General features: G+C 60.6%; 11 protein-coding genes. 10 read left to right on the forward strand and 1 reads right to left on the reverse strand.

The window, feature by feature from the left end:
* Positions 1 to 67: 67 nt before the first annotated feature.
* The 7 genes from dnaK (at position 68) to AC58X1_RS22950 (ending at position 9,827) form a co-directional block, all read left to right on the forward strand.
* Positions 68 to 1,996 carry a molecular chaperone DnaK gene (gene dnaK, locus AC58X1_RS22920; RefSeq protein ID WP_101322169.1) on the forward strand — a complete coding sequence of 643 codons (1,929 nt, stop codon included), beginning with the start codon at positions 68 to 70 and terminating at the stop codon, positions 1,994 to 1,996.
* Between the two features lie 213 nt (positions 1,997 to 2,209).
* The gene (dnaJ, locus tag AC58X1_RS22925; protein ID WP_101322168.1) at positions 2,210 to 3,334 is read left to right on the forward strand and encodes a molecular chaperone DnaJ; all 1,125 of its coding nucleotides are present in this window, start codon (positions 2,210 to 2,212) and stop codon (positions 3,332 to 3,334) included.
* A gap of 13 nt (positions 3,335 to 3,347) precedes the next feature.
* A complete protein-coding gene (dapB, locus tag AC58X1_RS22930; RefSeq protein WP_150571317.1) occupies positions 3,348 to 4,154 on the forward strand; it encodes a 4-hydroxy-tetrahydrodipicolinate reductase in 807 nt (268 codons plus the stop codon).
* 299 nt (positions 4,155 to 4,453) lie between these two features.
* The gene (carA, locus tag AC58X1_RS22935; RefSeq protein ID WP_101322166.1) at positions 4,454 to 5,590 is read left to right on the forward strand and encodes a glutamine-hydrolyzing carbamoyl-phosphate synthase small subunit; all 1,137 of its coding nucleotides are present in this window, start codon (positions 4,454 to 4,456) and stop codon (positions 5,588 to 5,590) included.
* A gap of 109 nt (positions 5,591 to 5,699) precedes the next feature.
* Positions 5,700 to 8,921 (forward strand): carbamoyl-phosphate synthase large subunit, encoded by a 3,222-nt coding sequence (gene carB, locus AC58X1_RS22940; protein ID WP_188036681.1) that lies wholly within the window; start codon positions 5,700 to 5,702, stop codon positions 8,919 to 8,921.
* Positions 8,918 to 9,400, forward strand: a complete 483-nt coding sequence (gene greA / locus AC58X1_RS22945) for a transcription elongation factor GreA (protein ID WP_178080796.1) — start codon at positions 8,918 to 8,920, stop codon at positions 9,398 to 9,400. Before carB ends, greA begins: the two co-directional genes overlap by 4 nt.
* The gene (locus tag AC58X1_RS22950; protein WP_101322164.1) at positions 9,378 to 9,827 is read left to right on the forward strand and encodes an MFS transporter; all 450 of its coding nucleotides are present in this window, start codon (positions 9,378 to 9,380) and stop codon (positions 9,825 to 9,827) included. Before greA ends, AC58X1_RS22950 begins: the two co-directional genes overlap by 23 nt.
* Before the next feature lie 12 nt (positions 9,828 to 9,839).
* On the opposite strand, the gene yhbY is transcribed toward AC58X1_RS22950, so the two are convergent.
* Entirely contained in the window at positions 9,840 to 10,148 is a 309-nt protein-coding gene (gene yhbY / locus AC58X1_RS22955) for a ribosome assembly RNA-binding protein YhbY (protein ID WP_101322163.1), read from the reverse strand.
* A 102-nt stretch (positions 10,149 to 10,250) separates the two neighbouring features.
* Between yhbY and rlmE the strand changes: the two genes are divergently transcribed.
* The 3 genes from rlmE to folP all read left to right on the forward strand — a co-directional run bounded on the left by rlmE (position 10,251) and on the right by folP (position 13,852).
* The gene (rlmE, locus tag AC58X1_RS22960; protein WP_101322162.1) at positions 10,251 to 10,877 is read left to right on the forward strand and encodes a 23S rRNA (uridine(2552)-2'-O)-methyltransferase RlmE; all 627 of its coding nucleotides are present in this window, start codon (positions 10,251 to 10,253) and stop codon (positions 10,875 to 10,877) included.
* 204 nt (positions 10,878 to 11,081) lie between these two features.
* Positions 11,082 to 12,992 carry an ATP-dependent zinc metalloprotease FtsH gene (gene ftsH, locus AC58X1_RS22965; protein ID WP_150572261.1) on the forward strand — a complete coding sequence of 637 codons (1,911 nt, stop codon included), beginning with the start codon at positions 11,082 to 11,084 and terminating at the stop codon, positions 12,990 to 12,992.
* Between the two features lie 8 nt (positions 12,993 to 13,000).
* Positions 13,001 to 13,852 carry a dihydropteroate synthase gene (gene folP / locus AC58X1_RS22970; RefSeq protein WP_497429516.1) on the forward strand — a complete coding sequence of 284 codons (852 nt, stop codon included), beginning with the start codon at positions 13,001 to 13,003 and terminating at the stop codon, positions 13,850 to 13,852.
* Positions 13,853 to 13,862 lie beyond the last annotated feature (10 nt).

Here is a 13,862-nt window from a genome sequence, read left to right on the forward strand (position 1 = left end):
CATTCAAGTATTACCGCAGTTGGCCAATGTAGCCGCTGCCAGCTAATTCAGTTTCGGGAGAGTTAACATGGGCAAAATCATCGGTATCGACCTGGGGACCACCAACTCGTGCGTCTCCATCCTGGAAAACGGTAACGTCAAGGTTATCGAGAACGCCGAAGGCGCGCGTACTACCCCTTCGATCATCGCTTACGCCAACGACGGCGAAATCCTCGTCGGTCAGTCGGCCAAGCGCCAGGCAGTCACCAACCCGCACAACACCCTGTACGCGGTAAAGCGTCTGATCGGTCGCCGCTTCGACGAAGAAGTCGTGCAGAAAGACATTCAGATGGTCCCGTACAAGATCGTCAAGGCTGACAACAACGACGCCTGGGTTGAAGTAAACGGCCAGAAAATGGCACCGCCACAAATCTCGGCTGAAATCTTGAAAAAGATGAAGAAAACCGCCGAAGACTACCTGGGCGAGCCAGTTACCGAAGCGGTCATCACCGTACCGGCCTACTTCAACGACAGCCAGCGTCAGGCCACCAAAGACGCCGGCCGCATCGCAGGTCTGGACGTAAAACGTATCATCAACGAACCAACCGCAGCTGCGCTGGCTTACGGTATGGACAAGGCCAAGGGCGATCACACCGTGATCGTTTATGACCTGGGCGGCGGTACCTTCGACGTTTCGGTTATCGAAATTGCCGAAGTCGACGGCGAGCACCAGTTCGAAGTACTGGCCACCAACGGTGACACCTTCCTCGGTGGTGAAGACTTCGACATTCGCTTGATCGACTACCTCGTCGACGAGTTCAAGAAAGAAAGCGGCATGAACCTCAAAGGTGACCCGCTGGCGATGCAGCGCCTGAAAGAAGCCGCTGAAAAAGCCAAGATCGAGCTGTCCTCGAGCCAGCAGACCGACGTCAACCTGCCGTACATCACTGCAGATGCGACCGGTCCTAAGCACTTGAACGTGAAGATCTCCCGCGCCAAGCTGGAATCGCTGGTTGAAGACCTGGTGCAGCGCACCATCGAGCCTTGCCGCATCGCTCTGAAAGACGCCGGTATCGACGTTGGCGCGATCAACGACGTGATCCTGGTCGGCGGCCAGACCCGTATGCCGCTGGTACAGAAGCTGGTTACCGATTTCTTCGGTAAAGAAGCACGTAAAGACGTCAACCCGGACGAAGCCGTTGCCATGGGCGCTGCTATCCAGGGCGCGGTACTGGCCGGCGACGTCAAAGACGTACTGCTGCTGGACGTCAGCCCGCTGACCCTGGGTATCGAAACCATGGGCGGCGTGATGACTGCGCTGATCGAGAAGAACACCACCATCCCGACCAAAAAGTCGCAGGTGTTCTCGACTGCCGACGACAACCAGAACGCCGTGACCATTCACGTGCTGCAAGGTGAGCGTAAGCAGGCTGGTCAGAACAAGTCGCTGGGTAAATTCGACCTGGCCGACATTCCACCAGCACCACGTGGCGTGCCACAGATCGAAGTGACCTTCGACATCGACGCCAACGGCATCCTGCACGTCGGCGCGAAAGACAAGGCTACCGGCAAGACTCAGTCGATCGTGATCAAGGCCAACTCCGGTCTGTCCGACGAAGAGATCGAGCGCATGGTGCGTGACGCCGAGGCCAACGCCGAGGAAGACCGCAAGTTCGAAGAGCTGGCCGCTGCCCGTAACCAGGGTGACGCGCTGGTCCACTCGACTCGCAAAATGGTCGCCGATGCCGGTGACAAAGTGACCGCGGAAGAAAAAACCGCGATCGAAGCTGCCGTGGTTGCTCTGGAAGCCGCTGTCAAAGGCGACGACAAAGCTGCCATCGACGCCAAGGTCGAAGAGCTGTCCAAGGTCTCCGCACCAGTTGCTCAGAAGATGTACGCCGAGCAGTCGGCTGAACAGCCTCAGGGCGGCGCCCAGCAGCAAGCCGAGCCGGAAGCCAAGCACGATGACGTGGTTGACGCCGAGTTCGAAGAAGTGAAAGACAACAACAAGCAGTAATCCCTGCTAGTTGTCGGCCAGCTCAGCGCCGCTTGGTGTTGAGCTGGTAGGATGTCGCCGCGCGGGGGCTTGCTCCCGCGTTGGTGTGTCTGGAATACGAGAATTTTTACAGCATCTGTCAGGGCGCATGAGTCATGTGTAGCGGCAGGTGCTGGCGGCACGGCGCGGAACGCGCAGAGCTTTGCCGAACGCCCACAAGAGTGCAAATGACCTATGTCCAAGCGTGATTATTATGAGGTCCTGGGGGTCGAGCGCGGCGCCAGTGAAGGTGACCTCAAAAAGGCCTACCGCCGACTGGCGATGAAGTACCACCCGGACCGTAACCCGGGCGACAAAGAATCCGAAGACATGTTCAAGGAGGCCAACGAGGCCTACGAAGTGCTGTCTGATGCGAGCAAGCGCGCAGCGTTCGACCAATACGGTCACGCTGGTGTCGACCCAAGCATGGGCGGCGGCGGTGCAGGCTTCGGTGGCGCCAACTTCTCTGACATCTTTGGTGATGTGTTCAGCGACTTCTTCGGCGGCAGCCGGGGTGGTGGTCGTGGTGGCGCCGCACGCGGCAGCGACCTGCGCTACACCCTCGAGCTGAACCTGGAAGAAGCCGTGCGCGGCACAACGGTCAACATCCGTGTACCGACGCTGGTCAACTGCGAGCCGTGCGACGGCAGTGGCGCGAAGAAGGGCTCGACCCCGTCGACCTGCCCGACCTGCGGCGGTATCGGCCAGGTGCGCATGCAGCAGGGCTTCTTCTCGGTGCAGCAGACCTGCCCGCGCTGCCATGGCCAGGGCAAGATCATCACCGACCCGTGCGGTTCGTGCCACGGCGAAGGCCGTGTCGAAGAGTACAAGACGCTGTCGGTCAAGGTCCCGGCTGGGGTCGATACCGGCGACCGCATTCGCCTGTCCGGCGAAGGCGAGGCGGGTGCCCATGGCGGCCCGACTGGCGACCTGTATGTGGTGATCAACGTGCGTGAGCACGCGATCTTCCAGCGTGACGGCAAGCATCTGTACTGCGAAGTACCGATCAGCTACACCGATGCCGCCCTGGGTGGCGAGCTGGAAGTGCCGACTCTGGATGGTCGGGTCAAACTGAGGATCCCTGAAGGCACCCAGACCGGCAAGCAGTTCCGCTTGCGTGGCAAGGGCGTCGCTCCGGTGCGTGGCGGTGGTGCTGGTGACCTGCTGTGCCGGGTCGCGGTGGAAACCCCGGTCAACCTCAGCCGTCGTCAGCGTGAGCTGCTCGAAGAGCTGCGTGACTCGCTCGAAGGTGACAGCTCCCATTCGCCCAAGGCCAACGGTTGGTTCGAGGGTGTGAAGCGCTTCTTCGGCGATCTCTGACAAGGAACAGGCTATGCGACGTATTGCGGTAATGGGTGCAGCAGGGCGGATGGGCAAGATCCTCGTCGAGGCTGTGCAGCAACAGGCGCCAAGCGCCGGCCTCACGGCCGCCATCGACAAGCCCGACAGCTCGCTGGTCGGCGCTGACGCAGGCGAATTGGCGGCCCTGGGCCGGATCGGCGTGACCATTTCGGGTGACCTGGCCAAGGTCGCTGATGAGTTCGACGTGCTGATCGACTTCACACACCCGTCGGTGACCCTGAAAAACCTGGCGTTCTGCCGCAAGGCGGGCAAGGCCATGGTCATTGGCACTACCGGGTTCTCGGCAGAAGAGAAACTGCTGCTGGCCGAAGCCGGTAAAGACATCCCGATCGTGTTTGCCGCCAACTTCAGTGTTGGCGTCAACCTGTGCCTGAAGCTGCTCGACATCGCTGCCCGGGTGATGGGTGACGAGGTCGACATCGAGATCAGCGAAGCGCATCACCGGCACAAGGTCGATGCACCGTCGGGTACCGCGCTGCGCATGGGTGAAGTGGTTGCTCAGGCGCTGGGTCGTGATCTGCAGGAAGTGGCGGTGTATGGCCGTGAAGGCCAGACCGGCGCGCGTGATCGCAAGACCATTGGTTTTGCTACTGTGCGGGCGGGTGACATCGTGGGTGATCACACGGTGCTGTTTGCCGCTGATGGCGAGCGCGTCGAGATCACCCACAAGGCCTCGAGCCGCATGACCTTCGCCAAGGGCGCGGTGCGTGCAGCGTTGTGGCTGGACGGGCGTGAGCCAGGTTTGTACGACATGCAGGATGTGCTCGAACTGCACTGATCAGTAAGGTCGGCGGCGTCTGCTTCGCGGGTAAACCCGCTGCCACAGCGATCCCTGTGGCAGCGGGTTTACTCGCGAAGGATCCAACTCGGAATTAAAGTGCCTGTCGCATTGGTGTGCATTTTCGACACATGCGCGGTAGACCAAAATCATCAATTTCTGTAAGCTACAGCTTTAGTGTGTTCACTAAAAGCGCGCAGAGATATTCAGCACATGAAGCGGGGTGACGTGTCCATACGTCACTCCGCTTTTTTGCAACCTGCGATCGCCCTTTCAGGCTTTATTTACGGGAGGTCTTCTTGACTAAGCCAGCCATACTCGCCCTTGCTGATGGCAGCATTTTTCGCGGTGAAGCCATCGGTGCCGACGGCCAGACTGTTGGAGAGGTGGTGTTCAACACCGCTATGACCGGCTACCAGGAAATCCTTACAGACCCTTCCTACGCCCAGCAAATCGTTACCCTGACTTACCCGCACATCGGTAACACCGGCACCAACCCGGGCGACGCAGAATCCGACCGCGTCTGGTCGGCTGGCCTGGTCATCCGTGACCTGCCGCTGGTTGCCAGCAACTGGCGCAAGACCCAGTCGCTGTCCGAGTATCTGAAAGAGCACAACGTGGTTGCCATCGCTGGCATCGACACCCGTCGCCTGACCCGCATCCTGCGTGAGAAGGGCGCTCAGAACGGCTGCATCCTGGCCGGTGACAACATCAGCGAAGAAGCCGCCATCGCAGCTGCCCGCGGCTTCCCGGGCCTGAAGGGCATGGACCTGGCCAAAGAAGTTTCCACCAAGGCGCGTTACGAGTGGCGCTCCAGCGTGTGGGACCTGAAAACCAACGACCATGCCGAAATCGCCGCTGCCGACCTGCCTTACCACGTGGTCGCCTTCGACTACGGCGTCAAGCTGAACATCCTGCGCATGCTGGTTGCGCGTGGCTGCCGGGTGACCGTGGTGCCTGCGCAAACGCCGGCCAGCGAAGTCCTCGCGCTCAATCCGGACGGCGTGTTCCTGTCCAACGGCCCAGGCGATCCTGAGCCATGCGACTACGCCATCCAGGCGATCAAGGAAGTGCTCGAGACCGAGATTCCGGTGTTCGGCATCTGCCTCGGCCACCAGCTGCTGGCCCTGGCCTCCGGCGCCAAGACGGTGAAAATGGGTCACGGCCACCACGGTGCCAACCACCCAGTGCAAGACCTCGACACCGGCGTTGTCATGATCACCAGCCAGAACCACGGTTTTGCTGTTGACGAAGCGACCCTGCCAGGCAACGTGCGGGCGATCCACAAGTCGCTGTTCGACGGTACCCTGCAGGGCATCGAGCGCACCGACAAGAGCGCCTTCAGCTTCCAGGGTCACCCTGAGGCAAGCCCAGGCCCGACTGACGTCGCGCCGCTGTTCGATCGTTTCATCGATGCCATGGCCAAGCGCCGCTGAGCATTCGCCATCCAGGCCCCGGACCAGCCTTGGCTGCGTCCGGCAGCGCCTGACCTGAGCATGTTCAAGCCGGCTTGCCGACTGACCCGCGGATTTGAGTGAGCACCCAATGCCAAAACGTACAGACATTAAAAGCATCCTGATTCTCGGCGCTGGCCCGATCGTTATCGGCCAGGCCTGCGAATTCGACTACTCCGGCGCCCAGGCGTGTAAAGCGCTGCGCGAGGAAGGCTATCGCGTCATCCTGGTGAACTCCAACCCAGCCACCATCATGACCGACCCGGCCATGGCCGACGCCACCTACATCGAGCCGATCAAGTGGCAGACCGTTGCCAAGATCATCGAGACCGAGCGTCCGGACGCGCTGCTGCCAACCATGGGCGGCCAGACCGCTCTGAACTGCGCCCTGGATCTGGAGCGCGAAGGCGTTCTGGAAAAGTTCGGCGTAGAGATGATCGGTGCCAACGCCGACACCATCGACAAGGCTGAAGACCGCTCGCGCTTCGACAAGGCCATGAAGGCCATCGGCCTTGAGTGCCCGCGTTCGGGTATCGCCCACAGCATGGACGAAGCCAACGCAGTGCTCGAGAAGCTCGGCTTCCCGTGCATCATTCGCCCGTCGTTCACCATGGGCGGCACTGGCGGCGGCATCGCCTACAACCGTGAAGAGTTCGAAGAAATCTGCGCTCGCGGCCTCGACCTGTCGCCGACCAAAGAGCTGCTGATCGACGAATCGCTGATCGGCTGGAAAGAGTACGAGATGGAAGTTGTCCGCGACAAAAAGGACAACTGCATCATTGTTTGCTCGATCGAAAACTTCGATCCGATGGGCGTGCACACCGGTGACTCGATCACCGTGGCGCCAGCACAGACCTTGACCGACAAGGAATACCAGATCATGCGCAACGCCTCGCTGGCGGTGCTGCGTGAAATTGGTGTTGAAACCGGCGGTTCCAACGTTCAGTTCGGTATCTGCCCGGACACCGGCCGTATGGTCGTGATCGAGATGAACCCACGGGTTTCCCGTTCCTCGGCGCTGGCCTCGAAAGCCACCGGCTTCCCGATCGCCAAGATCGCCGCCAAGCTGGCTGTCGGTTACACCCTCGACGAGCTGACCAACGACATCACTGGCGGCCGTACCCCAGCGTCGTTCGAGCCGTCGATCGACTACGTCGTGACCAAGCTGCCGCGCTTTGCCTTCGAGAAATTCCCGAAAGCCGACGCCCGCCTGACCACGCAGATGAAGTCGGTCGGTGAAGTCATGGCCATCGGCCGGACCTTCCAGGAATCCCTGCAGAAAGCCCTGCGCGGCCTGGAAGTCGGCGCGTGCGGCCTCGACCCGAAAGTCGACCTGAGCAGCCCTGAAGCCGCCAGCATCCTCAAGCGCGAGCTGACCGTGCCAGGCGCCGAGCGTATCTGGTACGTCGCCGACGCCATGCGCTCGGGCATGACCTGCGACGAAATCTTCGCCCTGACCGGTATCGACCACTGGTTCCTGGTGCAGATGGAAGACCTGATCAAGGACGAAGAGAAGGTCAAGACCCTGGCCCTGTCGGCCATCGACAAAGACCTGATGCTGCGCCTCAAGCGCAAGGGCTTCTCCGACCAGCGCCTGGCTGTACTGCTGGGTGTTACCGACAAGACCCTGCGTCGCCACCGCCACAAGCTGGAAGTGTTCCCGGTGTACAAGCGCGTTGACACCTGCGCCGCCGAGTTCGCCACCGACACCGCCTACCTGTACTCGACCTACGAGGAAGAGTGCGAGGCCAACCCGTCGACCCGCGACAAGATCATGATCCTCGGTGGCGGCCCGAACCGTATCGGCCAAGGCATCGAGTTCGACTACTGCTGCGTACACGCAGCCCTGGCGCTGCGTGAAGACGGGTACGAGACCATCATGGTCAACTGCAACCCGGAAACCGTCTCCACCGACTACGACACCTCCGACCGCCTGTACTTCGAGCCGCTGACGCTGGAAGACGTGCTGGAAGTGTGCCGCGTCGAGAAGCCAAAAGGCGTGATCGTCCACTACGGTGGCCAGACTCCGCTGAAACTGGCTCGCGCCCTGGAAGAAGCCGGCGTGCCGATCATCGGTACCAGCCCTGACGCCATCGACCGCGCCGAAGACCGTGAGCGCTTCCAGCAGATGGTGCAGCGCCTGAACCTGCTGCAGCCGCCTAATGCCACCGTGCGCAGCGAAGAAGAAGCGATCCGCGCTGCCGGCGTGATCGGTTACCCGCTGGTGGTACGTCCTTCGTACGTGCTCGGCGGCCGCGCCATGGAAATCGTCTACGAACTGGACGAGCTCAAGCGCTACCTGCGTGAAGCGGTGCAAGTGTCCAACGACAGCCCGGTGCTGCTCGACCACTTCCTCAACTGCGCCATCGAGATGGACGTGGATGCGGTCTGCGACGGCACCGACGTGGTCATCGGCGCGATCATGCAGCACATCGAACAGGCCGGCGTTCACTCCGGTGACTCGGCGTGCTCGCTGCCACCGTACTCGCTGCCGGCTCATGTGCAGGACGAAGTGCGCGAGCAGGTCAAGAAGATGGCACTGGAACTGGGCGTGGTTGGCCTGATGAACGTGCAGCTGGCCCTGCAGGGCGACAAGATCTACGTGATCGAAGTCAACCCGCGCGCCTCGCGTACCGTACCGTTCGTGTCCAAGTGCATCGGCACCTCGCTGGCGATGATTGCCGCCCGCGTCATGGCCGGCAAGACCCTCAAGGAAATCGGCTTCACCAAGGAAATCATTCCTAACTTCTACAGCGTCAAGGAAGCCGTGTTCCCGTTCGCCAAGTTCCCAGGGGTTGACCCGATCCTCGGCCCTGAGATGAAATCCACCGGTGAAGTCATGGGTGTCGGCGACAGCTTCGGTGAAGCCTTCGCCAAGGCCCAGATGGGTGCCAGCGAAGTACTGCCAACCGGCGGCACTGCGTTCATCAGCGTACGTGACGACGACAAGCCACAAGTGGCTGGCGTTGCCCGCGACCTGATCAACCTCGGCTTTGAGCTGGTTGCCACCGTCGGCACCGCCAAGCTCATCGAAGCCGCCGGCCTGAAAGTACGTCGCGTGAACAAAGTGACCGAAGGTCGCCCGCACGTGGTCGACATGATCAAGAACGACGAAGTGTCGCTGATCATCAACACCACCGAAGGCCGCCAGTCGATCGCCGATTCCTACTCGATTCGTCGCAATGCGCTGCAGCACAAGATTTACTGCACCACTACCATTGCGGCCGGTGAAGCCATCTGTGAAGCGCTGAAGTTCGGCCCTGAAAAGACCGTGCGGCGCTTGCAGGATCTGCATGCAGGACTCAAAGCATGAGCATTACCAAATACCCGATGACCGTCCAGGGCGCTCGCGCCCTGGAAGAAGAGCATCTGTTTCTGAGCAAGACCGAGCGTCCGCGCCTGAGCCAAGCGATTGGTGAAGCGCGCGAGCTGGGCGACCTCAAGGAAAACGCCGAGTACCATGCCGCCCGTGAGGAGCAGGGCATGGTCGAGGCGCGTATCCGCGACATCGAAGGCCGCCTGCAAAACGCCGTGGTGATCGACGTGACGACCATCCCGCATACGGGCAAGGTCATTTTCGGCACCACCGTCGAGCTGGCCAACACCGAAACCGACGAGCGCGTGACGTATCAGATCGTTGGTGAAGATGAAGCCAACGTGAAACTCGGCAAGCTCTCGGTCGGTGCACCTATCGCTCGCGCCATCATCGCCAAGGAAGAAGGCGATACTGTCGTGATCAAGACGCCTAGCGGCACGGTCGAGTACGAGATTGTCGAAGTCAAACACATCTGATCGGCGCCTGCGGGCGCCTTCCCTCGAGGGGATTCTCTGGCAGCTGTCCCAGGTTTTCTGGGTCGGCGGCCTGTGGGTATTCCATGTAGGGCTGGTGCCCGCACTCAAGGTCACCGGGCTTGCGCCGTTGCTGGTGCAGGACGTCGCAACGCAGATCGACCGTTGGTTGGTCGGCGTGGCCTGGTTGGGTTTGATGGTGCAGCTGGCGGTGCTGGCGAGGGTCGATGGCCTGCCGGCCTGGTGGCGGCAGTTTCGCGGGCAGATGTTGTTGCTCGGCTTTGCTGCCTGCGTCAGCTATTACACGCTACGCTACGGTATATCCGTAGGTGAGCGCTGGCAGATGTTCTGCTTTTTGGTATTGGGCTTTTCCGGCATCGTGCTGGTAGCCCAGCCCGTCCCGGTCAGGGCGCGCCAGGCGCGCCGCTGAGCGGAGCCACCGTCACTTGTTGCGGTGGATGTTCGAGAGTTGCTTGTTTGGCTGTGGGTTCTTGCGGTAGATCAGCGCTTTTTTGCCGATGGTCTGCACCAGTTCAGCACGGCCAGCCTTGCACAGCCCGGCGATCGCGGCTTTGCGTTCTTCGCGATCTTCCGAGCGAATTTCGACTTTAATCAGCTCATGGTCAGCCAGAGCACGATCCAGTTCGGCGATCACGCCTTCATTAAGACCGTTGCCGGCGACAATCAGGACCGGCTTGAGGTCGTGACCAATAGACTTGTACTGCTTCTTCTGCTCGTTGTTGAGCGGCATAATCTGACCCTTTTCGTCTGATTCTGTAAAATTGGAAGCCATTTTACCCGAGCGCCCGTGGCTGCGCCCAGTCAATCACGAAGCTATTCATCGAGGTGCCCCTTGGTACAGCGTTCCAAAAGCAGCCAGAACTGGCTGACAGAGCATTTCAACGATCCTTTCGTCAAACAGGCGCAGAAGGACGGCTACCGCTCGCGTGCGAGCTACAAACTGCTGGAGATCCAGGAAAAGGACCGTTTGATCCGTCCTGGCATGAGCGTGATCGACCTCGGCGCAGCGCCAGGTGGCTGGTCGCAGGTGACCAGTCGTCTGATTGGTGGCAAGGGCCGCCTGATCGCGTCCGACATTCTCGAGATGGATTCGATCCCGGATGTCACCTTCATTCACGGCGATTTTACCGAGGATTCGGTACTGCAGAGCATTCTTGCCGCGGTAGGTGATTCGCATGTGGACCTTGTGATTTCCGATATGGCCCCCAACATGAGTGGTACGCCTGAGGTAGACATGCCCAAAGCCATGTTCCTCTGCGAATTGGCGCTTGATCTGAGCACTCGGGTGTTGCGCCCAGGCGGAGATTTCGTGATCAAGATCTTCCAGGGTGAAGGTTTTGATGTGTTCCTCAAAGACGTGCGTCGCAAATTCGACAAGGTACAGATGCGCAAGCCGAGCTCGTCCCGAGATCGCTCCCGTGAGCAATACATGGTGGCTAAAGGCTTCAAAGGGGCGTGAGATAGCGGCTTGAGCAGCTGCCGATAGGTAAATCCAATCAGCCGCTGCGTCAGGATCGTCCGAACTTCGTGTAGTCTGGTTTCACAAAGGGTTACAGACGGTGCCTGCGGTTGCGCAGGTAATGTAGTAAGTTAGGGCGATGAATATCATGCGAGGCACGGCTGCGTCGTTGCGCCGGCCTCAGAGGGTAGCTAATTGAACGACATGGCAAAGAATCTGATCCTGTGGTTGATCATCGCTGCTGTCCTTGTGACGGTGATGAACAACTTCTCCAGCCCGAACGAGCCGCAAACCCTCAACTATTCTGACTTCATTCAGCAGGTCAAGGACGGTAAGGTCGAGCGCGTCACCGTCGACGGCGCCATCATTACCGGCAAACGCTCTGACGGCGACACCTTCAAGACCGTGCGTCCGGCCATCGCCGACAACGGCCTGATCGGTGACCTGGTCAACAACAACGTGGTTGTTGAAGGCAAGCAGCCTGAGCAGCAAAGCATCTGGACTCAACTGCTGGTTGCCAGCTTCCCGATCCTGGTGATCATCGCGGTGTTCATGTTCTTCATGCGCCAGATGCAGGGCGGTGCCGGTGGCAAGGGCGGGCCGATGAGCTTTGGCAAGAGCAAGGCGCGGCTGCTGTCGGAAGATCAGGTCAAAACCACCTTGGCTGACGTCGCCGGTTGCGACGAGGCCAAGGAAGAAGTCGGCGAGCTGGTCGAGTTCCTGCGCGATCCGGGCAAGTTCCAGCGCCTGGGCGGCCGTATCCCGCGTGGCGTGCTGATGGTAGGCCCACCAGGTACCGGTAAAACCCTGCTGGCCAAGGCCATTGCCGGCGAAGCCAAGGTGCCGTTCTTCACCATTTCCGGTTCCGACTTTGTCGAAATGTTCGTGGGTGTCGGTGCAAGCCGCGTTCGCGACATGTTCGAGCAAGCTAAAAAACACGCGCCGTGCATCATCTTCATCGACGAAATCGATGCCGTCGGTCGCCACCGTGGCGCCGGCATGGGTGGTGGTCACGACGAGCGTGAGCAGACCCTCAACCAGTTGCTGGTCGAGATGGACGGCTTTGAAGGCAACGACGGCATCATCGTCATTGCTGCAACCAACCGCCCTGACGTGCTTGACCCGGCGCTGCTGCGTCCTGGTCGTTTCGACCGTCAGGTTGTGGTGGGTCTGCCGGACATCCGTGGCCGTGAGCAGATCCTCAAGGTGCACATGCGCAAAGCGCCGATTGGCGACAACGTCAATGCCGGTGTGATCGCCCGTGGTACTCCAGGCTTCTCCGGTGCCGACCTGGCCAACCTGGTCAACGAAGCCGCGCTGTTTGCCGCACGTTCGAGCAAGCGCGTCATCGAGATGAAAGAATTCGAGCTGGCCAAAGACAAGATCATGATGGGCGCCGAGCGCAAAACCATGGTCATGTCCGAGAAAGAGAAGCGCAACACGGCCTTCCACGAAGCCGGTCACGCCATCGTTGGTCGCGTCGTGCCTGAGCATGACCCGGTCTACAAGGTCTCGATCATTCCGCGTGGCCGTGCCCTGGGTGTGACCATGTTCCTCCCTGAGGAAGACCGTTACAGCCTGTCCAAGCGTGCCCTGATCAGCCAGATCTGCTCGCTGTACGGCGGCCGTATCGCCGAGGAGATGACCCTGGGCTTCGATGGCGTCACCACCGGTGCTTCCAACGACATCATGCGCGCCAGCCAGATCGCTCGTAACATGGTTACCAAGTGGGGCCTGTCGGAAAAGCTCGGCCCGCTGATGTACGCCGAAGAAGACGGCGAGGTGTTCCTTGGGCGCAGCGCTGGTGCGCAGCAGACCAGCGTTTCCGGCGAAACCGCCAAGCTGATCGACTCTGAAGTGCGCAGCATCATCGACCACTGCTACGCCACGGCCAAGCAGATCCTCACCGACAATCGCGACAAGCTCGACGCCATGGCCGAGGCCTTGATGAAGTACGAAACCATCGATGCCGATCAGATCGACGACATCATGAATGGCCGTACTCCGCGTGAACCTCGTGATTGGGATAACAACGATACCGGTCCATCGGGTACGTCGGCCTCCCAGGATGATCGTCCGGAGTCGCCGATCGGCGGTCCAGCGGCTCAAATCTAAGGTTTATCATGACCTCACAGCTGTACCCGACCCGGTTGCCTTGCGGCAACCGGGTTCTTGATTTTTCGCATACCCATGTCATGGGTATCCTCAATGTCACCCCTGATTCGTTCTCCGATGGCGGTCGCTTCAGTCAGCGCGACGAGGCCCTGCGTCATGCAGAGGCCATGGTCGCCGCCGGCGCAAGCCTGATCGACATCGGTGGCGAGTCGACTCGTCCGGGTGCCCGTGCGGTATCGGTTACCGAAGAGCTCGAGCGCGTTGCGCCCATGGTCGAGGCAATCAGCAGCCGCCTCGATGTGGTGATCTCGGTCGATACCTCAACGCCCGCAGTGATGCGTGAGTCAGCCAGGCTTGGTGCCGGGCTGATCAACGATGTGCGCGCGCTGGAGCGTGACGGGGCCCTCGATGCCGCCGCCGCGACCGGCCTGCCGGTGTGTCTGATGCACATGCGCGGCGACCCAGACAACATGCAGAACAACCCGCATTACGACGACGTGACCGTCGACGTGACGCGTTACCTTGAGCAGCGTATGGCCGCCTGTGCCGCGGCTGGAATCAGTGCCGAGCGCATCGTGCTCGACCCCGGTTTCGGTTTCGCCAAGACGCTGGATCACAACCTCAGCCTGTTCAAGCACATGGAAGCGCTCTATCGCCTGGGGCGGCCGTTACTGGTCGGTGTCTCGCGCAAGAGCATGATCGGCCTGGCCTTGAATCGCCCGGTCGGTGAGCGCTTGTATGGCAGCCTGGCCCTGGCCGCGCTGGCCATGACCAAGGGTGCAAGCATCCTGCGTGTGCATGATGTGGCTGAGACCGTCGACGTGGTGCGCATGATCGCTGCCGTGCAAAACGCCGAATAAGAACATTGGA

It is taken from the genome of Pseudomonas sp. PGPR N4 (genome assembly GCF_059693665.1).

Bases quoted from the DNA above. Each gene is read 5' to 3' on its own strand.
- dnaK (WP_101322169.1), top strand. From the start codon at position 68: ATGGGCAAAATCATCGGTATCGACCTGGGGACCACCAACTCGTGCGTC.
- dnaJ (WP_101322168.1), top strand. From the start codon at position 2,210: ATGTCCAAGCGTGATTATTATGAGGTCCTGGGGGTCGAGCGCGGCGCC.
- dapB (WP_150571317.1), top strand. From the start codon at position 3,348: ATGCGACGTATTGCGGTAATGGGTGCAGCAGGGCGGATGGGCAAGATC.
- carB (WP_188036681.1), top strand. From the start codon at position 5,700: ATGCCAAAACGTACAGACATTAAAAGCATCCTGATTCTCGGCGCTGGC.
- greA (WP_178080796.1), top strand. From the start codon at position 8,918: ATGAGCATTACCAAATACCCGATGACCGTCCAGGGCGCTCGCGCCCTG.
- yhbY (WP_101322163.1), bottom strand. From the start codon at position 10,148: ATGCCGCTCAACAACGAGCAGAAGAAGCAGTACAAGTCTATTGGTCAC.
- ftsH (WP_150572261.1), top strand. From the start codon at position 11,082: ATGGCAAAGAATCTGATCCTGTGGTTGATCATCGCTGCTGTCCTTGTG.
- folP (WP_497429516.1), top strand. From the start codon at position 13,001: ATGACCTCACAGCTGTACCCGACCCGGTTGCCTTGCGGCAACCGGGTT.